General features: G+C 61.1%; 24 protein-coding genes. 11 read left to right on the forward strand and 13 right to left on the reverse strand.

What is annotated here, in order from left to right; genetic code table 11:
* Positions 1–15 precede the first annotated feature (15 nt).
* From purC to dapA, 4 genes are read right to left on the reverse strand one after another with little or no spacing between them, the layout of a single operon-like run.
* Positions 16–729, reverse strand: a complete 714-nt coding sequence (gene purC / locus HBR93_RS12370) for a phosphoribosylaminoimidazolesuccinocarboxamide synthase (protein WP_003211975.1) — start codon at positions 727–729, stop codon at positions 16–18.
* Positions 730–757: 28 nt separating this feature from the next.
* Positions 758–1516: an MBL fold metallo-hydrolase gene (locus tag HBR93_RS12375; protein WP_057958791.1), complete on the reverse strand. Its 759-nt coding sequence runs from the start codon at positions 1514–1516 to the stop codon at positions 758–760.
* A gap of 4 nt (positions 1517–1520) precedes the next feature.
* The gene (gene bamC / locus HBR93_RS12380) at positions 1521–2636 is read right to left on the reverse strand and encodes an outer membrane protein assembly factor BamC (RefSeq protein ID WP_057441316.1); all 1116 of its coding nucleotides are present in this window, start codon (positions 2634–2636) and stop codon (positions 1521–1523) included.
* Between the two features lie 17 nt (positions 2637–2653).
* The gene (gene dapA / locus HBR93_RS12385; RefSeq protein WP_057444335.1) at positions 2654–3532 is read right to left on the reverse strand and encodes a 4-hydroxy-tetrahydrodipicolinate synthase; all 879 of its coding nucleotides are present in this window, start codon (positions 3530–3532) and stop codon (positions 2654–2656) included.
* Between the two features lie 260 nt (positions 3533–3792).
* On the opposite strand from dapA, the gene HBR93_RS12390 reads away from it, so the two are divergent.
* On the forward strand, positions 3793–4353 hold the full coding sequence (locus HBR93_RS12390) for a glycine cleavage system protein R (protein WP_029299075.1): 561 nt from the start codon (positions 3793–3795) through the stop codon (positions 4351–4353).
* An 11-nt stretch (positions 4354–4364) separates the two neighbouring features.
* Complete coding sequence (locus HBR93_RS12395) at positions 4365–4838, forward strand: peroxiredoxin (protein ID WP_057441332.1); 474 nt, start codon at positions 4365–4367, stop codon at positions 4836–4838.
* Positions 4839–4953: 115 nt separating this feature from the next.
* Here the strand turns inward: HBR93_RS12395 and HBR93_RS12400 are convergent, their stop codons facing one another.
* Positions 4954–5193 (reverse strand): sulfurtransferase TusA family protein, encoded by a 240-nt coding sequence (locus HBR93_RS12400; RefSeq protein ID WP_169960407.1) that lies wholly within the window; start codon positions 5191–5193, stop codon positions 4954–4956.
* A gap of 95 nt (positions 5194–5288) precedes the next feature.
* Here HBR93_RS12400 and HBR93_RS12405 point away from each other — a divergent pair, with 95 nt between their 5' ends.
* Entirely contained in the window at positions 5289–6722 is a 1434-nt protein-coding gene (locus HBR93_RS12405) for a M48 family metalloprotease (protein WP_029299078.1), read from the forward strand.
* 73 nt (positions 6723–6795) lie between these two features.
* On the opposite strand, the gene HBR93_RS12410 is transcribed toward HBR93_RS12405, so the two are convergent.
* From HBR93_RS12410 to rpoE, 4 genes are all read right to left on the reverse strand, one after another.
* Positions 6796–8232, reverse strand: coding sequence for a DegQ family serine endoprotease (locus tag HBR93_RS12410; RefSeq protein WP_169960408.1), 1437 nt, complete (start codon positions 8230–8232; stop codon positions 6796–6798).
* Positions 8233–8472: 240 nt separating this feature from the next.
* A complete protein-coding gene (locus tag HBR93_RS12415; protein WP_057444333.1) occupies positions 8473–9429 on the reverse strand; it encodes a MucB/RseB C-terminal domain-containing protein in 957 nt (318 codons plus the stop codon).
* A gap of 16 nt (positions 9430–9445) precedes the next feature.
* Positions 9446–10033 carry an RseA family anti-sigma factor gene (locus HBR93_RS12420; RefSeq protein ID WP_057958786.1) on the reverse strand — a complete coding sequence of 196 codons (588 nt, stop codon included), beginning with the start codon at positions 10031–10033 and terminating at the stop codon, positions 9446–9448.
* Between the two features lie 32 nt (positions 10034–10065).
* Positions 10066–10647, reverse strand: coding sequence for an RNA polymerase sigma factor RpoE (gene rpoE, locus HBR93_RS12425; RefSeq protein WP_003172477.1), 582 nt, complete (start codon positions 10645–10647; stop codon positions 10066–10068).
* A gap of 468 nt (positions 10648–11115) precedes the next feature.
* Here rpoE and nadB point away from each other — a divergent pair, with 468 nt between their 5' ends.
* Positions 11116–12732, forward strand: coding sequence for an L-aspartate oxidase (gene nadB, locus HBR93_RS12430; RefSeq protein ID WP_057958785.1), 1617 nt, complete (start codon positions 11116–11118; stop codon positions 12730–12732).
* On the opposite strand, the gene HBR93_RS12435 is transcribed toward nadB, so the two are convergent.
* Positions 12701–13153: a hypothetical protein gene (locus tag HBR93_RS12435; protein WP_057958784.1), complete on the reverse strand. Its 453-nt coding sequence runs from the start codon at positions 13151–13153 to the stop codon at positions 12701–12703. The genes nadB and HBR93_RS12435 overlap by 32 nt on opposite strands.
* Positions 13137–13391, reverse strand: coding sequence for a succinate dehydrogenase assembly factor 2 (locus tag HBR93_RS12440; RefSeq protein ID WP_017736358.1), 255 nt, complete (start codon positions 13389–13391; stop codon positions 13137–13139). The genes HBR93_RS12435 and HBR93_RS12440 overlap by 17 nt, the downstream gene beginning before the upstream one ends.
* 137 nt (positions 13392–13528) lie before the next feature.
* On the opposite strand from HBR93_RS12440, the gene HBR93_RS12445 reads away from it, so the two are divergent.
* Positions 13529–14470 (forward strand): folate-binding protein YgfZ, encoded by a 942-nt coding sequence (locus HBR93_RS12445; protein ID WP_169960409.1) that lies wholly within the window; start codon positions 13529–13531, stop codon positions 14468–14470.
* Positions 14471–14506: 36 nt separating this feature from the next.
* A complete protein-coding gene (locus HBR93_RS12450; protein ID WP_115127585.1) occupies positions 14507–15328 on the forward strand; it encodes an HDOD domain-containing protein in 822 nt (273 codons plus the stop codon).
* Positions 15329–15352: 24 nt separating this feature from the next.
* Here HBR93_RS12450 and HBR93_RS12455 read toward each other — a convergent pair whose 3' ends face one another.
* A complete protein-coding gene (locus HBR93_RS12455; protein ID WP_057439741.1) occupies positions 15353–16738 on the reverse strand; it encodes a sensor histidine kinase in 1386 nt (461 codons plus the stop codon).
* Positions 16731–17402, reverse strand: coding sequence for a response regulator (locus HBR93_RS12460; RefSeq protein WP_057439742.1), 672 nt, complete (start codon positions 17400–17402; stop codon positions 16731–16733). Before HBR93_RS12460 ends, HBR93_RS12455 begins: the two co-directional genes overlap by 8 nt.
* Before the next feature lie 247 nt (positions 17403–17649).
* Here HBR93_RS12460 and HBR93_RS12465 point away from each other — a divergent pair, with 247 nt between their 5' ends.
* The 5 genes from HBR93_RS12465 to HBR93_RS12485 are packed head-to-tail and all read left to right on the forward strand — an operon-like array spanning position 17650 to position 23035.
* Positions 17650–18942 carry an OprD family porin gene (locus HBR93_RS12465; protein ID WP_115127584.1) on the forward strand — a complete coding sequence of 431 codons (1293 nt, stop codon included), beginning with the start codon at positions 17650–17652 and terminating at the stop codon, positions 18940–18942.
* A 44-nt stretch (positions 18943–18986) separates the two neighbouring features.
* Complete coding sequence (locus tag HBR93_RS12470; RefSeq protein WP_057439744.1) at positions 18987–19970, forward strand: tripartite tricarboxylate transporter substrate binding protein; 984 nt, start codon at positions 18987–18989, stop codon at positions 19968–19970.
* Between the two features lie 60 nt (positions 19971–20030).
* Complete coding sequence (locus tag HBR93_RS12475) at positions 20031–20489, forward strand: tripartite tricarboxylate transporter TctB family protein (RefSeq protein WP_115127583.1); 459 nt, start codon at positions 20031–20033, stop codon at positions 20487–20489.
* Between the two features lies 1 nt (position 20490).
* Positions 20491–22005, forward strand: a complete 1515-nt coding sequence (locus tag HBR93_RS12480) for a tripartite tricarboxylate transporter permease (protein ID WP_057439746.1) — start codon at positions 20491–20493, stop codon at positions 22003–22005.
* Positions 21998–23035 (forward strand): AbrB family transcriptional regulator, encoded by a 1038-nt coding sequence (locus HBR93_RS12485; protein WP_169960410.1) that lies wholly within the window; start codon positions 21998–22000, stop codon positions 23033–23035. Before HBR93_RS12480 ends, HBR93_RS12485 begins: the two co-directional genes overlap by 8 nt.
* Positions 23036–23118 lie beyond the last annotated feature (83 nt).

Raw genomic sequence — 23118 nt, forward strand, 5'->3', positions numbered from 1 at the left:
AGATGCTTGCGTCGATTACAGCGGTACGCCGAGACGGTTGGCGACTTCTTCGTAGGCTTCGATCACGTCACCGAGGCCCTGGCGGAAGCGGTCTTTGTCCATCTTCTTGCGGGTGTCTTTGTCCCACAGGCGGCAGCCGTCCGGGCTGAATTCGTCGCCCAGGACGATGGAGCCGTCGTGGAATACGCCGAATTCCAGTTTGAAGTCCACCAGCAGCAGGCCGGCGTCGTCGAACAGTTTGCTCAGGACGTCGTTGACCTTTAGGGACAACTCTTTCATGCGCGCCAGTTGCTCAGCGGTGCCCCAGCCGAATGCCACGACGTGGGATTCGTTGATGAACGGGTCGCCCTTGGCGTCGTCCTTGAGGAACAGTTCGAACGTGTAAGGGTTGAGCTTGAGGCCCTCTTCCACGCCCAGGCGCTTGACCAGGCTACCGGCAGCGTAGTTACGCACGACGCACTCGACCGGGATCATGTCGAGTTTTTTCACCAGGCATTCGTTGTCGCCCAGCAGTTTGTCGAACTGGGTAGGAATGCCGGCCGCTTCGAGCTTCTGCATGATGAAGGCGTTGAACTTGTTGTTCACCATGCCCTTGCGGTCGAGCTGTTCGATGCGCTTGCCGTCGAACGCCGAGGTGTCGTTGCGAAACAGCAGGATCAAGCGGTTGGCGTCGTCGGTCTTGTAAACCGACTTGGCTTTGCCGCGGTAGAGTTCTTCACGTTTTTCCATGATGGGCTCCGCTTGGTAAGTAGGTGGGCTAGGCGATATGTCGCCAGTCGAGCCCTGAATCTTGATCGGCCAGTTGCAGCCAGTCCGGGTCGCACCCGAGGGTGTCGACAAAACATTGCCGGGCAAGCTGCGGCAGGTTGTTCTTGCTGCTCAGGTGGGCCAGGACCAGGTGTTGCAGGTCTTGCCAGCCCAGCTCATACACCAGGTACGCCGCCTGGTGGTTGTTCAAATGTCCCAACTCGCCGCCAACCCGTTGCTTGAGAAAGTACGGGTAGTGACCGCGCGCCAGCAGGTCCCGGCAATGATTGGACTCGATCATCAATGCATCGAGGTCCCGATAGCCTTCCAGCACCTTGGCACAGTAGGAACCCAGGTCGGTAAGCAGGCCGAAGCGGCGCTCGCCGTCACTGAATACATATTGCGTAGGCTCATGGGCATCGTGGGCCACGGCAATCACGTCGATGCTCAAGGCACCCACCTGCAGTTGCTCGCCACCAGCCAGGAAACCTGCGGGTTCAACGGGTTTGCGCATCCCGCGCAAGGTGCCGCGACTCAGGTACACCGGAAGATTGTAGCGCCGAGACAGCAAACCCACGCCATGCACGTGGTCGGCATGTTCGTGGGTCACTAGAATCGCGCTCAACTGCGCCGGGTGAACCCCCAGGCGCAGCAGGCGTCGCTCGGTTTCCCGCAGGGAGAAACCACAATCCACCAGGACGTACGTGTCGTCGTGGGCTACAAGCGTGCCGTTCCCTTGGCTACCGCTGCCGAGAACAGCAAAACGCATCAGATCAGCCCAGGTTGTCCTGAATCACGCCCAACACTTTGCGCGCCGTTTCTGCTGGCGCCACGGTGTTGATGTTCTTCTCGACGGTGACTTGCACGTTGTCGCCAACCTTGCTCAAGCGCACTTGATAACGCTCGGCGCGGGTCTCGATCTCTTCCTTGGTCGGCTCGCTGCCGAACAACTTGCTGAAGAAACCACGCTCTTCGTCTTTCTTCTCGGCCTTTTCAGCCACGTTGATGTAGTACAGGCCCAGGCTGCGGTTGATGTCTTCGACGCGCCATGGGCCTTGCTCCAGGGCACGGCCGACGCTGGCCCAGGCACGATCCAGGTCTTCACCCAGGTTGAGCACGACGTTGCCGCTGCCGTCTTCGGTGAGGCTGACACGGCTAGGTGTGTCGTAATCACGGGCAGCGAGCAGGGATACGGAACCACCCTTCTCGGAGATGCGGCTCATGCTGGCAAGCATCTCGTCGACCAGCGCAGCATCAACACCACTGTTGACCGAACGGTTGGTGAACTCGACGTTGGCGGTGCTGCCGGCAGGACGCGCGGCGCTGACCACGTAGACTTCACTGGTATTGCGCTGCACGCCTGGCTCGATGCGCACGCGGATCCGGCTTTCGCCATCAGCGGCAACACCACCGGCCTGCAGGCGCTTGGCCATATTGGCCGACAGTTCGTTCGACTGCTGCCACGCGGTGGTGAACTCACCGGTCTGCGGACGTTGTTCGTCGATACGGAAGCCATTGTCCTGGAAGAACTGCACCGCCACCGGCCAGACTTCGGCAGGTGGGCGCTGAGCCATGATCCAGCGCGAGTCGCCGCTTTTCTGCAGGCTGTAGTCGCTGGCATCGGCCATGGCCGAAATCGGCTGTGGACGCGGCACTTCGTACTCGCCCTTGACGGTGTCGTCGGCCACGTTGCGCGGGATCGGCAACAGCGGGTCAAGGCGCTTGGCGACATTGACGTCCGGCGGCAATTGCATCGGTGCGGTTTGTTGTGCTTCCAGGTAATCGCTGCCGCGGTCACGGAAGTAGCCTTCCGGGCCCCAGATCCAACCGCAGCCACTGGTGCTGGAGATAATCAAGGCAAGTGCGGAAAGTCCGGCCAATCGCTTCATGCGTAGTGCTTCCTCAATTAAACCAGGACGCCGGACTGGCGCAGGGCCTGTCGCAGCGGTTCGTGACAGGCGGGGCTGAGGGGGGTGAGCGGCAGACGGATACCGTCCGGCATCAGGCCCATCTCATGCAGCGCCCATTTCACGGGGATTGGATTGGATTCGATAAACAGGGTTTTGTTGAGCGGCATCAGTTGCTCATGAATCGCCCGGGCCTTGACGGCATCACCGGCGATTGCAGCGGCACACAGTTCGCTCATGGCACGCGGGGCCACATTGGCGGTCACCGAGATGTTGCCCTTGCCACCCAGCAGCATCAGTTCAACAGCCGTGGCGTCGTCACCGGAGTACAGCAGGAAGTCGCTGCTCACACCGGCCAGGATGTCCTTGGCGCGCTGCAGGTCGCCGGTGGCTTCCTTGATACCGATGATGTTCGGCACGGTGGACAGGCGGATCACGGTCGCGGCCTGCATGTCGCACGCTGTGCGACCTGGCACGTTGTAGAGGATCTGCGGGATGTCGACGGCTTCGGCGATGGTCTTGAAGTGCTGGTACAAGCCTTCCTGGGTCGGCTTGTTGTAGTACGGCGTCACCAGCAGGCAGGCATCCGCGCCGGCCTTCTTGGCGTTTTTGGTCAGTTCGATCGCTTCGCGCGTCGAGTTGGCGCCCGTACCGGCAATCACCGTGATACGCCCTGCCACGCGCTTGACCACAAACTCGATCACCTTGATGTGTTCTTCCACATCAAGCGTGGCCGATTCACCTGTGGTGCCGACGGCCACAATGGCGTTGGTGCCTTCTTGCAGGTGAAAGTCCACCAGTTTGCCCAGGCTGTCCCAGTCGAGATTACCTTGTGCATCCATGGGTGTGACCAGTGCCACCATACTGCCCGCAATCATGCAACCGCTCCTGCCGGAAAAAGAGAGCCGTAATGGTACTGGCGCCAAGATGCTTGCACAAGCGAAGTACCCTCTGAGGACGCGTTCTGGATCAACTTAGTTGCCAGCAACGCCATCATTGGGCCAAAGCACGGCCAGATGCCGCTGAATATGCAATGAAAACGCCACGTCCTAGCCCTTGGCGGCGCTTTTCGCTACCCTTGATCCTTTGATCGGTACCGCACGTTCGTATCGACCGCTCATCGCTTTAGGAATGCTGCATGTCCACCCCCACAGTCCGCGAACAATTCCTTGTTATCAGTGCCCTTGGCGCCAACCCCATGGAGCTGACTAACGTCCTGTGCCGCGCCAGCCATGAAAATCGCTGCGCCGTTGTGACTTCACGCCTGACTCGCCATGGCGAGTGCAGCGCGCTGGTCCTGCAGATTTCCGGGAGCTGGGACGCCCTGGCGCGCCTGGAAGCCGGCTTGCCGACCCTGGCCAAGAAGCACGACTTCACCGTCAATGTAGTACGCAGTGCAGCCTTGGAGAACCGTCCCCAGGCGCTGCCGTATGTGGCCTACGTCAGTTCGGCCTACCGTTCGGACATCGTCAATGAGCTGTGCCAGTTCTTTATCGACCATAACGTCGAACTGGAAAACCTGACCTTCGACACCTATCAGGCCCCCCAGACCGGCGGCACCATGCTCAACGCCACCTTTACCGTGACCTTGCCGGCAGGCGTGCAGATCAGTTGGCTGCGCGACCAGTTCCTGGATTTCGCCGATGCGCTGAACCTGGATGCACTGATCGAACCGTGGCGCCCACAGAATCCAATGTAAGGAGGTTTTTCATGGCGGTAGTCATCGACACACCAGTGGCCGATTTCGAAGCCCAGGCGACCAGCGGGCAGACGTTCAGCCTCGCCGGGCTCAAGGGCAAGCAAGTGGTCCTGTATTTCTACCCGAAGGACAGCACCCCGGGCTGCACCACTGAAGGCCAGGGGTTCCGCGACCAGCATGCTGCCTTCCAGGCTGCCAACACCGAGGTGTTTGGGGTGTCCCGGGACAGCGTGAAGTCCCATGAAAACTTCAAGGCCAAGCAAGCCTTCCCCTTCGAGCTGATCAGCGACAAGGATGAGGCGGTTTGCCAGCTGTTTGATGTGATCAAGCTGAAGAAGCTATACGGCAAGGAATACCTGGGCGTTGATCGCAGCACCTTCCTGATCGACAAGGAAGGCGTGCTGCGCCAGGAATGGCGCGGCGTGAAAGTGCCGGGGCATGTGGAGGCGGTGTTGGCCGCGGCACAGGCACTGCACAAGGCTTGATGCGGCGAGTGGCAGTTAGATAGCTATCGCAGGCAAGCCAGCTCCCACATTGGATCGGTGCCAGGCAAGACAACCCGGCCAGTGTGGGGGCCGGATCCGCCCCCTCCCCGCAGGTTCAGGACTTGCGCAACCAGTAGCGATAGACGCCGTTATCGGCCTCTTCGTGCAACAGCACATGCCCCGCCAGCTTGGCAAACGTGCGGAAGTCCCGCTGCGACCCGGCATCCGTGGCAATCACCTTGAGCACCGCACCACTGGCCAGCCGATTGAGCTCCATCTTGGCCTTGAGCAGTGGCAACGGGCAATTGAGGCCACTGGCATCGAGCTCAGCGTCGTGGTTTACAGCAGCGGTCATGGTTTTGCTCCGGATGGCATCAGGGGATGCTTAGAATATCTGGTCCCAGGCTCAGTGTCCGGCTACAGTAAGGTCTTTGTCGAAAGGCTTTGTGCATGACTTTTTTGCGCCCTACCCTGCTGACGCTGGCTTGCCTGCTTGCCTCTCCAGGCTTCGCCGACGACCTGCCGTCACTTGGCGACGCCAGTTCTGCCATTGTCTCGCCACAACAGGAACACCAACTGGGCCGGGCATGGCTGGCGTTCCTGCGCGGCCAGGTCTCGGTCCTCAATGACCCGCAGCTCAAGGATTACGTCGAGACCAGCGTCTACAAGCTGGTGGAGACCAGCCAGGTCAATGACCGGCGCCTGGAGTTCATCCTGATCAACAGCCCGCAACTCAACGCGTTTGCCGCGCCGGGTGGGATTGTCGGGGTCAACGGCGGCCTGTTTCTCAATGCCCAGACCGAAGGCGAATACGCCTCGGTGATGGCCCACGAATTGGCGCACTTGTCCCAGCGCCACTTCGCCCGTGGCGTGGAAGCCCAACAACGGATGCAGATCCCGATGATGGCCGCGCTGCTCGGCGGGATTATCGCGGCCGCCGCCGGTGCCGGTGACGCCGGGATTGCCGCGATTGCCGGCAGCCAGGCTGCAGCGATTCAGGAGCAGCGGCGCTTCTCGCGGCAGAATGAACAAGAGGCCGACCGCATCGGCATCCTCAACATGGTCAAGGCCGGTTACGACCCGCGCTCGATGCCGACCATGTTCGAACGCTTGATGCGCCAGTACCGCTTCGATGCCAAACCTCCGGAATTCCTGCTGACGCACCCGGTCACCGAATCGCGGATCGCCGATACGCGCAACCGCGCCGAACAGGCCAAGACCGGCGGCACCGAAGACAGCCTGCGCTATCAACTGATTCGCGCCCGAGTTCAGCTGTATTACGAAGACACGCCCGGGCTGGCCGCCAAACGCTTCCGTGCGCAACTGGATGAGAACCCGAAAAGCGATGTAGCACGTTATGGATTGGCCATCGCCCAGATCAAGGGCACCCAGCTCAACGAGGCGCGCGAGACCCTCAAGCCTTTGCTGGCCAAGGCGCCCAACGACATCACCTACAACCTGGCGCAGATTGAGCTGGATATCACCAACAATCGCATGCCCGATGCGCAGCAACGCACCGACCGCATGCTGGCCCAGTACCCCAGCAACTACCCGCTGAACCAGGTGCGCGTGGACCTGCTGCTCAAGCAGAACCGCACCGCCGACGCGGAAAAAGCCCTGGAAGGCCTGCTCAAGTCGCGCTCCGACGATCCGGACGTGTGGTACCAGGTGGCCGAGACCCGCGGCCTGTCCGGCAATATCATTGGCCTGCATCAAGCCCGCGCCGAGTACTTCGCGCTGGTCGGCGACTTCCAGCAGGCCATCCAGCAATTGGACTTTGCCAAGCGCCGGGCCGGCAGCAACTTCCCGCTGTCGTCACGCATTGATGCGCGCCAGCGTGAGTTGATCGAACAGGAACGCATCGTCAAAGGCATGATGAGCTAAATCCAGCGCCCACAAAAAAGCCCCGCTCTCGACTATCGAGAGCGGGGCTTTTTATTGACCTACGGCTAGCGGATTACTCGGCCAGCTTGAAGGTGATAAAGCTGGCACGCCCTTGACGCAGGACGCGCATCGACACCGAGCGATTCTTCGGCAGCGCCTTGGCGATGTCGGTGAATTCCTTGGTGGAGTTGATCGCCTGGTTGTTCAAGTGGGTGATCACATCACCCGGTTGCAGGCCGATCAGGGCGGCCGGGCCGTCCTGGACCTCCTTGATCACCACGCCACTCTTGAGGTCGAAGCTCTTCTTCTGCTCGTCAGTCAACTCGACCACGGCGATGCCCAGGCGATTGCTGCTGCGCTCGGCACCCGATTTACCGCCCAGCGCGCCAAGCTCCTGGCCTTCTTCAGGGATCGCGCCCACGGTCAGCTCGACGTTCTGGCGCTTGCCTTCGCGGATCACTTCCAGCTTGGCCTTGCTGCCAGCCTTGAGTGCGCCGACCAGGTGCGGCAGGTCGGCCGACATGACAATCGGCTGGCCGTTCATGGTCAGGATCACATCGCCAACCTGCAAGCCGCCTTTGGCCGCCGGGCCGTCGTCCTGAATCTGCGCGACCAGGGCGCCAGCAGGTTTGTCCAGGCCAAAGGACTCGGCCAGGTCTTTATTCACTTCCTGGATCACTACGCCCAACCAGCCACGGCTGACCTTGCCACCGGCTTTGAGCTGGTTGGAAACATCCATGGCCACATCAATCGGGATGGCGAAGGAGACGCCCATGAAACCGCCGGAACGGGTGTAGATCTGCGAGTTGATCCCCACCACTTCGCCCGCCAGGTTGAACAGCGGGCCACCGGAGTTACCCGGGTTGATCGGCACGTCGGTCTGGATGAACGGCACGTAGTTCTCGTTCGGCAGGCTACGACCAATGGCACTGACGATGCCCTGGGTCACGGTGTGGTCAAAGCCAAACGGCGAACCGATGGCCACCACCCATTGCCCGGCTTTCAGATCCTGGGACTTACCCAGTTTCAGCACGGGCAGGTCCTTGCCTTCGATCTTCAGCAAAGCCACGTCGGAGCGTGGATCGGTGCCGACCAGCTTGGCCTTGAGCTCACTGCGATCTGCCAGGCGCACGAGGATTTCGTCGGCGTCGGCGATCACATGGTTATTGGTGAGGATGTAGCCATCAGGCGAAATGATAAAACCCGACCCCAGGGACTGGGCTTCACGTTGACCGCCACCGCCGCCACGGGGTGAACGCGGCTGAGGTATACCGCGCTCGAAGAACTCCCGCAGCATCGGCGGCAGGCCTTCAAGGTCAGGCATCTGCTGGTTCGAGACTTTACGCTCCGGCAGCTTCTGCGTGGTACTGATGTTCACCACGGCAGGCGAGGCTTGCTCTACCAACTGGGTGAAGTCAGGCAGTTCCGCCGCTTGCGCGGTAACGGCCTGACCCAGCACCAGCACCGTGGCGACTATGGAAAGGTAAGACTTCAAACGTGGTATCGACATACAGCTCCCGTTACGACGAGCAGGGTTGGGCGACAAGGTTCTTTAAACGCCGGAGACTACTACTACCGACGTCAACATTGCGTGAACAACACAAGGCCAGAACCGAGAAGTTCTGACCTATAAAAAACATAAGGAAATTTTGCAAGTGAAAATACTCTCCAGACATTTCATGTTCTGTGCAGCAGGGCAGGCACTTCCCGCATTACTGTGAACAATCTGGATGAGCATAGGATTAACAGCTCACGGTTTTTCGGGCGCCGTGCCACTGCGCACCGACAGCGCGATCCGTTCGGCGGTGCCGAGGGGGATCTCCCCGACCACCGTCACCATGATCTCGCCTTGAGGGGTATTCATGCGGCGCGATACGGCAACCGTTGGCCCCAGTTGCACCCGGCTCTCCGTCGCAGCCTCGCCACTGACGGGCTCCAGGAACACCGAAAAACGCGCCAACCCATCCTCGTACATCAAGCTGTTTACCACCACATGGGTCCGGGAGTCCTTACGCGAAGCGCTACGGGCCAACTGGAAGCCAGGCGGCAGCCAGCTCGGATGCCAAGCCTGGGGGGCGACCACGTCCTCGGCCTTGCTGCTGGCGACCGACAATGGCTTGCAGTCCCTGCCGGGTTGCAAAGCGCTTTCATCCGGGGCTTTGGTACTCAATTGAGTGAACTGGAAACGCTCCAGCAACTGCCCCTTGTCATTGATCAACAATGATTTGAGCGGCAGCGCGGTTTCACGATCCAGATGCATCTCAAAGCCGTAGCGGTGCTGGTCGCGCGGCGTCAACGAGACGATCACAGCTTTACGACCAGCCACACGGGATTCGCCAATGGTGGCAAGCGTGTAAAAAGAATTGAGTTTTTGCGGATCAAGCACATGGGCGGAACCGCCCGGGGAGTTACCAAGACCCGCTACCAGGCTGCCGCTGACACATTGAGTGTGCCCATCGACACGTACGACTTCCTGAGCTGATCCATCGAGCTGCAATATCCGTTCGCGGACCTGACCATTTTGGACTAGATGCCAGATGTCATGGGTAGAGAAACTACCGTTACGCTCGTAGATAAATGTACCTTGGTAGCTTTGCTGCTGCTCTGCCCGCCCAAGACGCTTCAGCCAGTCTTGGGCTTCATCGGCATGGGCGGGAACTGTAAACCAGCCACTGAGCAAAAGCGCAAGGAGCGGTATGGCACGCATAAGGCTCCTTAACGGTTTAGCGGTTTTCCAGGCTTGCAGCGCGAGCGTATGGCAGCGCGCTTTCAGTGCCTTTTACAGCCGATTCCTGAGCGTGCTGGCGCAGATAGCCTGGCAGACGCTGATCCTGCCAGCCGGATTGCCCTTGAAGCACGCCATTGGCCATCGGACCCGTTGCGTCGGAGCTTTCCTTGTAGCCAGCCAGAACAGCTGGACCCTTGACCTGCGGACCGGCCATGACCGGCTGCTGGGTTTGCTGGGCCAGTTCGGCACCGGCGATCTCGTCCTGGTTGTACAGGCGCACACCAGCCAGTACGGCCACCGTCACCGAGGCAGCGACTGCCAGGCGACCCAGGCTACGCCAAGGACCACGAGCAGCTTTTGCCGGAACGGCTTCATCGGCCAGCGCAGCAGAAACGGCCGCAGCAATATCCAGACGAGGGATTAACAGATCTTTGTGCATCACCGCCCGAGCGACTTGGTAACGAGACCAGGTATCACGGGTTTCGGCATCATCAAATGCATTGAGCACTCGACGAAGTTCCAGTTCATCCGCTTCGTTATCCATCACTGCGGACAGCGATTCCTGCAGGGCATCACGACTCATGGCGGTTCCTCTCTTGGCTGTCGCCGCTGTCTTTAGTTTTCCTGCAACAACGGTTGCAAGGCTTTATCAATGGCTTCCCGAGCCCGGAAAATCCGGGAGCGTACGGTCCCCACCGGACATTGCATGACGCTCGCAATGTCCTCGTAACTCAGACCATCGAATTCACGTAAAGTTAATGCCGTACGCAAATCTTCTGGCAGTTGCTGAATAGTGCGATGGACAGTGCCTTCGATCTCGTCGCGCAGCAATGCACGCTCCGGCGACTCGAGATCCTTGAGGCCGTGATCACCATCGTAAAATTCTGCATCTTCCGAACTCACATCACTATCGGGTGGGCGGCGTCCGCGAGACACCAGATAGTTCTTCGCCGTGTTGATGGCGATGCGGTACAGCCACGTGTAGAACGCACTGTCACCGCGAAAATTACCGAGTGCACGGTAGGCCTTGATAAAGGCTTCCTGTGCAACGTCCTGCGCTTCATGGGTGTCGTGCACAAACCGCACGATCAACCCGAGAATTTTGTGCTGGTATTTCAGCACTAGCAGATCAAATGCACGCTTGTCACCGCGCTGAACGCGCTCGACCAGCTGCTGATCCTCTTCCTGGGTTAGCATGAACACTCCTCGTTGTACTTGAAGGAGGCTTGCATAACTAAACGATCAGGCTTGCAAACATAGACTAGGACTTTTCGCAAAAGTTCTCCCCCTTCAAGCAAGTTTCCGGTGGGCTCTGTTTTGGCACACACGAAAAACGCAGCGCGGGCATAGCCGGCTGCGTGAATAATCTTGTCGCCGGTTTTCTGACGCTCCCATGCTCCAGGCCAATCAGTAAAACCAACGTTTTCCCAGCTTTCGGGCATCCTGTTATGGAGTCGGAGTGGATACAAAAGTTCCCACCTCGACGCCGGACCGCCTCATCAAACCGTGCAGTTCGTTCACCGTAGTCTCACAATGCCACGAATGCCCGGCTATTGTGCCGATCCCCCCCTCTATATACTAGTGGGCCGTGTGACCCTTTGATTCGCCGATCCAGGCGTCCTGTTTGCGCCACCCCTACGGATCGCTTTTTGCGGAATCCCATAAATGAGCCAACAGTTTCAACACGATGTCCTGGTGATTGGTAGCGGCGCCGCAGGCCTGAGCCTTGCTCTGACTCTGCCGAGCCATCTGCGCATAGCCGTCCTGAGCAAGGGCGACCTGGCTAACGGTTCGACGTTCTGGGCCCAGGGCGGGGTTGCCGCCGTGCTGGATGACACCGACACGGTGCAATCCCACGTTGAAGACACCCTCAACGCCGGCGGCGGCCTGTGCAATGAAGACGCGGTGCGCTTCACCGTCGAGCACAGTCGCGAAGCCATTCAGTGGCTGATCGACCAGGGCGTACCCTTTACACGCGATGAGCATGCCGGCAGTGACGACGGCGGTTTCGAGTTTCACCTGACCCGTGAAGGCGGCCACAGCCACCGGCGCATCATCCATGCCGCCGACGCCACTGGCGCCGCAATCTTCAAGACCCTGCTCGCCCAGGCCCGGCAGCGGCCGAATATCGAACTGCTTGAGCAACGAGTCGCCGTCGACCTGATCACCGAGAAACGCCTGGGCCTGGCGGGTGAACGCTGCCTCGGCGCCTACGTGCTCAACCGCGCCAGCGGCGAAGTGGATACCTACGGTGCGCGCTTCACCATCCTGGCCTCAGGTGGCGCCGCCAAAGTCTACCTCTACACCAGCAACCCCGATGGCGCCTGCGGGGATGGCATCGCCATGGCCTGGCGCTCGGGCTGCCGGGTGGCGAACCTGGAATTCAACCAGTTCCACCCCACCTGCCTGTATCACCCCCAGGCCAAGAGCTTCCTCATCACCGAAGCCCTCAGGGGGGAAGGTGCGCACCTCAAACTGCCCAATGGCGAACGCTTCATGCAGCGCTTTGACCCACGGGCCGAACTGGCGCCACGGGACATCGTGGCTCGCGCCATCGACCACGAGATGAAGCGCCTGGGAATCGACTGCGTCTACCTGGACATCAGCCACAAGCCCGCCGACTTCATCAAGACCCATTTCCCGACGGTCTACGAGCGTTGCCTGACCTTCAATATTGATATCACCCAAGGGCCGATCCCGGTGGTGCCGGCGGCGCACTACACCTGCGGCGGCGTGATGGTCGACCAGCAAGGCCGCACCGATGTCCCCGGCCTGTACGCGATTGGCGAGACCAGTTTCACCGGCCTGCACGGCGCCAACCGCATGGCCAGCAACTCGTTGCTCGAATGCTTCGTCTACGCCCGTTCCGCCGCCGCCGATATCCTCGAACAACTGCCACGCATCCCGGTGCCGGCCGCCCTGCCCCGCTGGGATGCGAGCCAGGTCACCGACTCGGACGAAGACGTGATCATCGCCCACAACTGGGACGAGCTGCGGCGCTTTATGTGGGACTACGTGGGGATCGTGCGCACCAACAAGCGCTTGGCGCGGGCGCAGCATAGGGTGCGGTTGTTGCTGGATGAAATCGACGAGTTCTACAGTAACTACAAGGTCAGCCGCGACCTGATCGAGTTGCGCAACCTGGCCCAGGTCGCCGAACTGATGATCCGCTCGGCCATGGCGCGCAAGGAAAGCCGGGGGCTGCACTACACGCTGGATTATCCCGAGATGCTGCCAGAAGCCCTCGACACTATCCTGGTGCCAACCACCTACGGCGACTGAACTTCAAGCGCACGCGCAGGCGCCGATGCACATCGGCGGCCTGCGAACCGCGCGGTACGCACACCGAGCGTACTCGCCAGTCTCCCGGCAGTCGGTAGCGCAGCACCACGATCAGCGGCAACGCCAGGCTGTCGGGACGCAACTGCACCGCATGCCAACCCCGAGCTACGCTCCACAGTTGCCAGCCGTCAGCATTGCGCCGCAGGCCACGAACCGACGAACGGTGGGTCAAGCGAATATGGCGTGGCAGCGTCCACAGGGCGTGGCCCAGGCACGCGAGCACACCCAGTGCCGCGATCGAAAAAGGTATAGCCAGCAGACACAGCGCACCCAGTGCAAGCACCTGTGCGAGGAGATACGCCGCCAGCAACAGCCCGCAGGCCTGCCAGCGGCATTCGAAGCTATTACTTGGGCTGGACACGATCCAGGATCATCCGGACCATGCGCTGCAGCTCCGGATCTTCTGATTCGGCACGTTCCATGAACCAGCCGAACATGTCCTGGTCTTCGCAGGTCAGCAACCTGACGTAGAGGTCGCGGTCTACCTTATCGAGGGTCGCGTACACCTCTTTGGTGAACGGCACCAACAACACATCCAACTCCAGCATGCCGCGACGGCTGTGCCAGTACAGGCGATTGATTTCTACATCTTCGACCATGGAGCGCTCCTCAAATAGGGCGCAAGTATACAGGCCCACGCCCCTCGGAACAGTCGGCTTTGGTCGGGCTTATGAAACTACCCATTTGCCGGGCGCCCCTCTATGATGCACTCATGACTCTCCAACTGCGATGACCCATGGCTGACTCTGCTTTCTTCTGCTCCCTGTCCCACGAAGGTGTCCTGGCCGTTCGCGGCGCTGACGCGGCCAAGTTCCTCCAGGGGCAACTGACCTGCAACCTCAATTACCTCGACGACACCCACGCCAGCCTCGGCGCGCGCTGCACCCAAAAGGGGCGCATGCAGTCGAGCTTCCGGATCGTGCTGCAAGGTGACGGTGTACTGCTGGCCATGGCCAGCGAACTGCTGGAACCGCAACTGGCGGACCTGAAGAAATACGCTGTGTTTTCCAAGTCCAAGCTGACGGACGAAAGTGCTACCTGGGCCCGCTTCGGTCTGGTGAATGCCGATCAGGCCCTCGCCAGCCTGGGCCTGGATTTGCCGGCCGAGACCGACAGTGTGGCGCGCCATGAAGAACTGCTGGCCATTCGCGTCTCCCCGGGCCGCGCCGAACTCTGGGCGCCCGCCGCGCAAGCCGAGCCCCTGCGCAGCCAACTGGCCGCCACACTTGCCGAAGGCGATCTCAATGCCTGGCTGCTGGGGCAGGTTCGTGCCGGCATCGGCCAGGTCATGGCCCAGACCCGCGAGCTGTTCATCCCGCAGATGCTCAACCTGCAAGCGGTCGGCGGCGTAAGCTTCAAGAAAGGCTGCTACACCGGCCAGGAAATCGTCGCCCGCATGCAATACCTGGGCAAACTCAAGCGCCGCCTGTATCGCCTGAGCCTCGACAGCCATGCGCTGCCCGAGCCCGGCACGCCACTGTTTGCCCCCAGCCATAACAGCGCCATCGGTGAGGTAGTCATCGCCGCCCGGGCCGACGAAGGGATTGAACTTCTGGCGGTGCTGCAAGCCGAAGCAGCCGACAGTGGCAACGTGCATTTAGGCACGCTGGAAGGCCCAGGCCTCAAGTTACTTGACCTGCCTTACCAACTGGACCGTGATCGCGAGATCCAGCGCTAATCGCCGTACCCTTTTGCAGCACCCTAGAGAGCATGAATGAATAAACTGGCGGAAAAAGTCCAACAGGCGTTGGTGATGGCCATCGGTAACGATGACCTGGTTCTGCCCACGTTACCGGAAGTGGCCCTGAAAATTCGTCAGGCCGCCGAAGACCCCGAAGTCAGCATCAGTCATTTGAGCAAAGTCATCAGCCGCGATACCGCCCTGACGGCGCGGCTGATCAAGGTCGTCAACAGCCCACTGTTGCGCGCCACCCAGGAGGTCACCGACCTGCACACCGCCATCACGCGCCTGGGCACCAACTACAGCAGCAACCTGTCGATTGGTCTGGTGATGGAGCAAATCTTCCATGCCCGCTCAGAAGTCGTCGAACAGAAGATGCGTGACGTCTGGCGCCGCAGCCTGGAAGTCGCAGGCGTCTGCTACGCCTTGTGCCGCAACCACAGCCAGCTCAAGCCGGACCAGGCGGCACTTGGCGGGCTGGTGCACCAGATCGGTGTGCTGCCGATCCTGACCTACGCCGAAGATCACTATGAACTGCTCTCCGACCCGGTCAGCCTCAACCATGTGATTGACAGCATCCACCCGCTGCTGGGGGACAAGCTGCTGAGGGGCTGGGACTTCCCGGAAATGCTGGTAAATGTGCCCGCACACTACCAGGACCTCGAGCGCGATTCGGCGAGCCTGGACTACGTCGACCTGGTGCAAGTGGCGGTGCTGTACTGCCACAAGAATACCGATCACCCGCTGGCCAACGCTGCGCTGTCGAGCTTGCCGGCATTCAGGAAGCTGCGCATCGACCCGCTCAACGAGGCGGTGCGCACCGAGCTGGACGAAGCGCGCTCAATGTTCTATTGACCGGTCGGTGTGGCAAGCACGGCCCTACCCAGCGATAAAACTCACCCGCACCTTAAGCCCTTTCAGCTCGCCATCATGCAGGCTGATCTGGGCCAGGTGTGCGCGGCAGATCTCCCCGACAATCGCCAACCCCAGGCCCGAACCCGCGCCCTGCTGGTTACGTCGATAGAATCGCTCGAACACCCGATCCCGTTCGTCCTGCGGAATCCCAGGGCCATCATCCTCCACTTCCAGCACTGCCGGCGCCGTCACCCGCAAGATCACATTGCCACCTGACGGCGTGTGGGCCAGGGCGTTATCCACCAGGTTGCTCAGCAGCTCGTTCAACAAGGTCGGCTCGCCCCGCAGCCACACCGGCTCATCCGCCTCCAACGCCAGCGCCACCCCACGGGCATGTGCCAGAGGCGCCATGGCCATACCCAACTCACGGGCCAATTGGCTGAGGTCGAGCAATTGCGCGCCGCCTTCTGCAATCGCCCGCGCCCCGTTTTCGATGCGTGCCAGGGACAGCAACTGGTTGGCCAGGTGGGTCAAGCGATCCGTGCCTTGCGCCGCCGTTTCCAGGGTGCTGCGCCAGATCGCCGGCTCCTCGGCACGCAGCCCCAGCTCCAGGCGGGCTTTGAGCGCGGCCAGCGGGGTGCGTAATTCGTGGGACGCGTCGGCAATAAACTGTGCCTGGCGCTCGAACTGCCCGCGCAGGCGTTCGGTGAAGTGGTTCAACGCCCGCACCAGCGGCCCGAGTTCGTGCTGCACTTCAACCAGCGGCAGCGGCCGCAGATCATCCGGCTGGCGCTCCTCTACCGCCGTGCGCAAACGCTCCAGCGGGCGCAGCGCCGCACTCACGGTAAACCACACCAGCAGCAGGGCCCCGACGCCCAGCATGCCCAGGCGCAGCAGGGTATCGGCCATCAGGCTGCGGGCCATGCTGACCCGGGCTTCGTCGGTTTCTGCGACGCGGATTTCTGCCATGCCATTCATGTTCGGCTCCGACACCGCCTTGAGCAGGCTCACCACCCGCACATTCTGCCCCTGGTACTTGGCGTTATAGAACCGCGCCAGGGCCGGGTAATCGTCGGTGCGTGGCGTCCCGGGCGGCGGGCCTGGCAGGTGTTCGTAACCGGAAATCAGCTTCTGGTGAATATCATTGACCTGGTAGTAAATCCGCCCGGCACTGTCATAGGCGAAAGTGTCCAGCGCCACGTAGGGCACATCGGCACTCAGGGTGCCGTCACGCTGGGACAGCCCGGCGGCGATGGTCCGCGCCGAGGCCAGCAGGGTGCGGTCGTAGGCAGTGTCTGCGGCCTCACGACCGTTCCAGTAGGCGCTCAGGCCGCTGGCCAGCATCAGCACCACCAACAGCAGCGCCAGGTTCCACAGCAGGCGCCAACGCAGGCTGCTGTGCTTACGCATCGCGGGCTTCCAGCAGGTAGCCAAGGCCACGGAAGGTGACGATGGCGACCGGCTGGCCATCGAGTTTCTTGCGCAAGCGGTGCACATAGATTTCGATGGCGTCGGGGCTGGCCTCCTCATCCAGGCCAAACACCTGGGACGCCAATTGCTCCTTGCTCATGACCCGGCCGGGACGGGCGATCAGCGCCTCGAGCACCGCCTGCTCGCGAGAGGTCAGGGTCAGCAGTTCACCGCCGAGGGTGAAGCGCCGGGTTTCCACGTCATACACCAGCACGCCACAGGTCTGCTGCCGCTCGCCACCCAGCACGCTGCGGCGCAACAGCGCCTTGACCCTGGCCTCCAGCTCGGTCAGCTCAAAGGGCTTGGCCAGGTAGTCATCGGCGCCCAGGTTAAGGCCATGCACCCGATCCTTTACATCACTGCGGGCAGTGAGCATCAGCACCGGAAGATTTTTCCCACGGGCCCGCAAGCGTGCCAATACCTCGAAACCATCCATGCGCGGCAGGCCCACGTCGAGAATCACTGCCGCGTATTCCTCGCTGCTCAAGGCCAGGTCCGCAGCCACGCCATCGTGCAGCACATCCACCGTCAAGCCCGTGCTCTTGAGCGCCTGGGCGACACTTTCGGCGAGCTGCAAATGGTCTTCGACGAGCAGGACACGCATGGATTTGTACCTCGTTAAGGGGCAGCCGATGCCGCCCTCTGTTTACCGACTCGCGGCGCAGTTTACAGCCGCCGCCTGTGCTGTGAAGCCCGAAAACATTGAAAGACCGTTGAAAGGTTAGTGAAAGGTTCGCCCATTAGCATCCAGAAACGGACGGTTACACCTTCCGAGCTATTTCACCCATAGCGCCCGAAAAACGCCTCGAAGCGTTTTCGCCCTATAAGAACAATAAACGGAGTGCTCTACGATGCTGTCGACACAGCCCCAGGCTTGCCCGCCTGTTCGTTTTTCCCGCCTGACCCAGACCGCCCTCGCCAGTGCCGCTGCCCTTGCCGGTTTTTCGCCGCTTAGCCAGGCTGCCTTCTTCGAAGACAGTAGCGCGACCCTGGAAACCCGCAACATGTACTTCAACCGCGACTTTCGCGACGGTACCAGCGCCCAGCAATCCAAACGCGACGAATGGGCCCAGGGCTTCATGCTCAACCTGCAATCGGGCTACACCGACGGTACCGTCGGTTTTGGCGTGGATGCGCTGGGCATGCTCGGGGTCAAGCTCGACTCCAGCCCGGACCGCACCGGCAGCGGCCTGCTGCCCACCCACGATGATGGGCGCGCCGCTGACGAGTACTCAAAACTGGGGCTGACCGGCAAAGTGAAAATCTCGGCTACCGAGCTGAAAATCGGCTCGCTGATTCCTGAGTTGCCAATCCTCAAGGCCAACGACGGACGCATCCTGCCGCAGACGTTCAACGGCGGCCTGCTGACCTCCAAGGAGTTCAAGCACCTGACGTTCACCGGCGGCCGCCTGGACAAGGCCAAGGACCGCGACGACAGCAACTACGAGGACATCGCCCTCAACAACAAGAACGGCCGCTTCGTCGGCGGAGCCACCGGCAAGCACTTCAACTTTGGTGGCGTGGACTACAAGTTTGCCGAGAAGGTCACCGGCAGCTATCACTTCGCCCAACTGGACGACGTGTACCGCCAGCACTTCCTCGGTGTGGTCGCCTCCACTCCGATGGGCCCCGGCACTTTCGGTACCGACCTGCGCCTGGCCATCAGTGATGACACCGGCAGCGCGCGCGGCGGCAGCATTGATAACAAATCCCTCAACGGCCTTTTCAGCTACGCCCTCAACGGCCATAAACTGAGCGCCGGCTACCAGCACATGTCCGGCGATAGCGCGTTCCCGTATGTGGATGGCAGCGACCCGTACCTGGTCAACTTTGTGCAGATCAACGACTTTGCCGGCGCCGAAGAACGCTCCTGGCAGGCTCGCTACGACTACGACTTCGCCAAGCTGGGGATCCCCGGCCTGAGCTTCATGAGCCGCTACCTGTCCGGTGACAATATCCAACTCAAGAACGGCGACACCGGCAAAGAGTGGGAACGCAACACCGAGATCAAATACGTGGTGCAAAGCGGCACCCTCAAGGATGTGGCCGTACGCCTGCGTAACGCCACTTACCGCTCCAACTATTCGGCACGGGACGCAGACGAAGTGCGCGTGCTGGTCAGTTACAGCGTCGCGCTGTGGTAACCCTGCAAGTCATATCCCCAATAACAACAATGACGGAGTTCCCCATGTCCTCATCCCTGCGTAAATTTGCCCTGGCCGCCGGCTGCATGCTGTTTGCCGGCCAACTGCTGGCTGCCGAAGAACCCAAGCGCCCGGAATGCATCGCACCGGCCTCCCCCGGCGGTGGTTTTGACCTGACCTGCAAGCTGGTGCAAAGCGCGCTGATCAACGAAAAACTGCTGAGCAAACCGATGCGCGTGACCTACATGCCCGGCGGCGTGGGTGCGGTGGCCTACAACGCCGTGGTGGCACAGCGCCCTGCCGATGCCGGCACGCTGGTGGCCTGGTCCAGCGGTTCGCTGTTGAACCTGGCCCAAGGCAAATTCGGTCGATTTGATGAAAGCGCAGTGAAATGGCTGGCCGCCGTCGGCACCAGCTATGGTGCGATTGCGGTGAAAGCCGATTCGCCCTACAAGAGCCTCGACGATCTGGTACAGGCCCTGAAGAAAGATCCGAGCAAAGTGGTGATTGGTTCCGGCGGCACCGTCGGCAGCCAGGACTGGATGCAGACCGCACTGATCGCCAAGGCTGCCGGGATCAACCCGCGTGACCTGCGTTACGTGGCCCTCGAAGGCGGCGGTGAAATCGCCACTGCCCTGCTCGGTGGTCACATCCAGGTAGGCAGTACCGATATCTCCGACTCCATGCCACACATCCTCAGCGGCGATATGCGCCTGCTGGCAGTGTTCTCCGAAGAGCGCCTGGACGAGCCGGAAATGAAGAATATTCCGACCGCCAAAGAACAAGGCTACGACATCGTCTGGCCAGTGGTACGGGGCTTCTACCTCGGGCCAAAAGTCAGCGATGAAGACTACGCCTGGTGGAAGGCTGCGTTCGACAAGCTGCTGGCCTCCGAAGAGTTCGCCAAGCTGCGTGACCAGCGCGAACTGTTCCCGTTCGCCCTGACCGGCCCGGAACTGGACACCTACGTGAAGAAACAGGTGGCTGACTACAAAGTGCTGGCCAAAGAGTTCGGCCTGATCCAGTAATCGCCCCTCTGTCGCGCGGCCACGCCCTTTTGAACCGGGGGCGTGGCCCAGGAGTTCTACATGCTCTTACAACGCATATTCGCCGCAGTGCTGTTACTGGTGTGTATCGGCCTGGCGCTGATGGCCTGGCCCTATCAGGCGGCCTTTTCCTACGAGCCAGTAGGGCCTCGGGCCTTCCCACTGCTGTTGCTCGGGCTGATGGGCCTGGCTCTGACCTACATGCTGATTCGTCCGCAGCCGACCAAACACACTGACGATGAACCGCCGCTGGACCGCCCGACCCTGATTAAGATCGGGATCTGCGTGAGCTTGCTGCTGGTGTTTGCCGGCACTTTCGAATCTCTGGGTTTCATTCTCAGCAGCATGCTGATTGGTATTCCGATGGCACGGCTGTATGGAGGGCGCTGGTTGCCCGGCGTGGTGATCATCACCTTGATGAGCGTCGGTCTTTATCTGCTCTTCGATAAAGCCATGGACGTACCGCTGCCCCTCGGTCTGCTCGACGTTCTGGAGAACTGATATGGATACTTTTGGCTATTTGGGCCAGGGTTTCGGCGTCGCGCTGAGCCCCTATAACCTGGTGACCGCACTGTGCGGCACCCTGATCGGCACCGTCGTCGGCCTGTTGCCGGGCCTGGGCCCGATCAACGGCGTGGCGTTGTTGATCCCCATCGCATTTGCCTTGGGCCTGCCGCCCGAGTCGGCACTGATCCTGTTGGCAGCCGTGTACCTGGGCTGCGAATACGGCGGCCGGATCAGCTCGATCCTGCTGAACATCCCGGGCGAAGCCTCCACCGTGATGACCACCCTCGACGGCTACCCAATGGCCCGCAAAGGCATGGCCGGGGTGGCGCTGTCGCTCTCAGCCTGGAGCTCGTTCATCGGTGCGTTTATCGCCACCTGCGGCATGGTGCTGTTCGCCCCGCTGCTGGCCAAATGGGCGATTGCCTTCGGACCTGCGGAATATTTCGTACTGATGGTGTTTGCGATTGTCTGCCTGGGCGGCATGGCCGGTGACAAGCCGCTGAAGACCTTTGTCTCGGCGTTGATCGGCCTGTTCCTTGCCTGCGTCGGCATCGATGCCAATAGCGGTGTATACCGATTTACCGGTGACAACATCCATCTGACCGATGGTATCCAGTTCGTGGTCCTGGTCCTGGGTCTGTTCTCCATCAGTGAGATCCTCCTGCTCCTGGAAAAAACCCACCGTGGCCAGGAGGCAGTGAAGGCCACCGGGCGCATGATGTTCAACGTCAAGGAAGCCTTGTCGGTGTTGACCGTGAACCTGCGCTGCGGTGTATCGGGCTTCATCATCGGCGTATTGCCAGGTGCTGGCGCAACCATGGCCTCGGCCGTGGCCTACATGACCGAAAAACGTATCGCGGGCGCCAGCGGCAAGTTCGGCCAAGGCGACATGCGCGGCCTGGCCGCCCCGGAAACCGCCATCGGCGCATCAGTCTGCGGTGCCATGGTGCCAATGCTGACCCTCGGCGTTCCGGGCTCGGGCACCACGGCGGTGATGATCGGCGCCCTGTCGCTGTACAACATCACACCTGGCCCGCTGCTGTTCCAACAGCAACCGGACATTGTCTGGGGCCTGATCGCTTCGTTGTTTATCGCCAACATCATGCTGGTGGTCCTCAACATCCCGATGATCCGCATCTTCACCCGCATCCTTGCCGTGCCGAACTGGGCACTGGTGCCGGTGATCGCGATCATCACCGCGATTGGCGTCTATGCCGTACACGCCACCACCTTCGATCTGTTCCTGATGATCGCCATCGGCATCTTCGGCTACATCCTGCGCAAGCTGGACTTCCCACTGTCGCCACTGCTGCTGGGCTTTATCCTCGGCGGCCTGATGGAGCAGAACCTGCGGCGTGCGTTGTCGATTTCCAATGGCACGCTGGAAATTCTGTGGTCGAGCCCGATCACTTTGGGCGTCTGGGTACTGACCGCCATCATGCTGCTCGTGCCATTGCTGCGTATCTGGCGCAAGCGCGCGTTGCAGCGTCGTGCCGTAGCCGATGTCTGAGGTCACCCTTAGACAATGGTGGGGAACACCGCTGGTCGGCCTGGCCGGCGGTTACCTGGCCAGCCTGGTCGGCTGGCCTTTGCCGTATATGGTCGGCTCGTTGCTGGCGATCATCCTGGTGCGCTGCCTGACGCCCTGGCAGTTGGGCGAGATTCCCGGCGGGCGCAAATGCGGGCAGTGGGTGGTGGGCATTGGTATCGGCCTGCACTTCACCCCGGTGGTGATCGAACAGGTGATGAGCCACTTTGGCCTGATCTTCTTCGGCGCACTGGTCACCAGCCTGTCGAGCATTGTCGGCGTGTGGTTGATGCGCCGCAGCGGTGAAGGTCGCGCCACTGCGTTTTTCTCAAGCATGCCGGGCGGTTCCGGGGAAATGGTCAACCTGGGCGCACGCAATGGCGCGGTGCTCAGTCGCGTGGCGGCTGGCCAGAGTCTACGGGTGTTGCTGGTGGTGCTGTGTGTGCCGGCAATCTTCAAGTATTTACTGGGCGGCGGCGCACCACAGTTTCACCCGGCGCCTGTGGATTGGGCCTGGCTGGCCCTGCTGTTTCCCATTGGCGCGCTGGTGGCCTGGGGCTGGCAACGCTTGCGCCAACCCAACCCCTGGTTGTTCGGGCCGTTACTGGTCAGTGCCGTCGCCAGTATCACCTGGGATTTGCACATCGGCCTGCCCGAAGGTGGCAGCCAGATCGGCCAATGGTTGATCGGCAGTGGCCTGGGTTGCCACTTCAACCGGCAGTTCTTCCGACGGGCACCGTCGTTCATGGGCCGCACGGTGGTTGGCACACTGCTGAGCATGCTGATCGCGACCTTTGCGGCGATGGGTTTGAGTGCATTGACGCAGTTGGATCTGCGCTCGCTGACGCTGGGGATGATGCCCGGTGGGATTGCCGAGATGAGTTTGACGGCAGAGACCCTGCAACTGTCGGTGCCGTTGGTAACGGCGATGCAGGTGATGCGGCTGTTGTTTGTGCTGTTCCTGGCGGAGCCGTTATTCCGCCATTGGAGCCGCCAGCCGGACACCATTTAAATATAGGCGCTGGCTTGCCTGCGATTGCGGTGTGTCTGCCAACAGAGATATCGGCAGACTGTCAGTCATCGCAGGCAGCTTCT

This window comes from Pseudomonas sp. WS 5411, assembly GCF_012985595.1.
Lineage (GTDB): Bacteria > Pseudomonadota > Gammaproteobacteria > Pseudomonadales > Pseudomonadaceae > Aquipseudomonas > Aquipseudomonas shahriarae.

What these genes read in the sequence shown, in the direction of transcription:
- HBR93_RS12450 (WP_115127585.1), top strand. Translation starts at nt 14,507, where the DNA reads ATGAATAAACTGGCGGAAAAAGTCCAACAGGCGTTGGTGATGGCCATC.
- HBR93_RS12455 (WP_057439741.1), bottom strand. Translation starts at nt 16,738, where the DNA reads ATGCGTAAGCACAGCAGCCTGCGTTGGCGCCTGCTGTGGAACCTGGCG.
- HBR93_RS12445 (WP_169960409.1), top strand. Translation starts at nt 13,529, where the DNA reads ATGGCTGACTCTGCTTTCTTCTGCTCCCTGTCCCACGAAGGTGTCCTG.
- HBR93_RS12480 (WP_057439746.1), top strand. Translation starts at nt 20,491, where the DNA reads ATGGATACTTTTGGCTATTTGGGCCAGGGTTTCGGCGTCGCGCTGAGC.
- HBR93_RS12400 (WP_169960407.1), bottom strand. Translation starts at nt 5,193, where the DNA reads ATGACCGCTGCTGTAAACCACGACGCTGAGCTCGATGCCAGTGGCCTC.
- HBR93_RS12415 (WP_057444333.1), bottom strand. Translation starts at nt 9,429, where the DNA reads ATGCGTGCCATACCGCTCCTTGCGCTTTTGCTCAGTGGCTGGTTTACA.
- HBR93_RS12470 (WP_057439744.1), top strand. Translation starts at nt 18,987, where the DNA reads ATGTCCTCATCCCTGCGTAAATTTGCCCTGGCCGCCGGCTGCATGCTG.
- HBR93_RS12460 (WP_057439742.1), bottom strand. Translation starts at nt 17,402, where the DNA reads ATGCGTGTCCTGCTCGTCGAAGACCATTTGCAGCTCGCCGAAAGTGTC.
- HBR93_RS12395 (WP_057441332.1), top strand. Translation starts at nt 4,365, where the DNA reads ATGGCGGTAGTCATCGACACACCAGTGGCCGATTTCGAAGCCCAGGCG.
- nadB (WP_057958785.1), top strand. Translation starts at nt 11,116, where the DNA reads ATGAGCCAACAGTTTCAACACGATGTCCTGGTGATTGGTAGCGGCGCC.
- HBR93_RS12440 (WP_017736358.1), bottom strand. Translation starts at nt 13,391, where the DNA reads ATGGTCGAAGATGTAGAAATCAATCGCCTGTACTGGCACAGCCGTCGC.
- rpoE (WP_003172477.1), bottom strand. Translation starts at nt 10,647, where the DNA reads ATGCTAACCCAGGAAGAGGATCAGCAGCTGGTCGAGCGCGTTCAGCGC.
- HBR93_RS12390 (WP_029299075.1), top strand. Translation starts at nt 3,793, where the DNA reads ATGTCCACCCCCACAGTCCGCGAACAATTCCTTGTTATCAGTGCCCTT.
- bamC (WP_057441316.1), bottom strand. Translation starts at nt 2,636, where the DNA reads ATGAAGCGATTGGCCGGACTTTCCGCACTTGCCTTGATTATCTCCAGC.
- HBR93_RS12485 (WP_169960410.1), top strand. Translation starts at nt 21,998, where the DNA reads ATGTCTGAGGTCACCCTTAGACAATGGTGGGGAACACCGCTGGTCGGC.
- HBR93_RS12375 (WP_057958791.1), bottom strand. Translation starts at nt 1,516, where the DNA reads ATGCGTTTTGCTGTTCTCGGCAGCGGTAGCCAAGGGAACGGCACGCTT.
- HBR93_RS12410 (WP_169960408.1), bottom strand. Translation starts at nt 8,232, where the DNA reads ATGTCGATACCACGTTTGAAGTCTTACCTTTCCATAGTCGCCACGGTG.
- HBR93_RS12420 (WP_057958786.1), bottom strand. Translation starts at nt 10,033, where the DNA reads ATGAGTCGTGATGCCCTGCAGGAATCGCTGTCCGCAGTGATGGATAAC.
- HBR93_RS12475 (WP_115127583.1), top strand. Translation starts at nt 20,031, where the DNA reads ATGCTCTTACAACGCATATTCGCCGCAGTGCTGTTACTGGTGTGTATC.
- purC (WP_003211975.1), bottom strand. Translation starts at nt 729, where the DNA reads ATGGAAAAACGTGAAGAACTCTACCGCGGCAAAGCCAAGTCGGTTTAC.
- HBR93_RS12405 (WP_029299078.1), top strand. Translation starts at nt 5,289, where the DNA reads ATGACTTTTTTGCGCCCTACCCTGCTGACGCTGGCTTGCCTGCTTGCC.
- dapA (WP_057444335.1), bottom strand. Translation starts at nt 3,532, where the DNA reads ATGATTGCGGGCAGTATGGTGGCACTGGTCACACCCATGGATGCACAA.
- HBR93_RS12465 (WP_115127584.1), top strand. Translation starts at nt 17,650, where the DNA reads ATGCTGTCGACACAGCCCCAGGCTTGCCCGCCTGTTCGTTTTTCCCGC.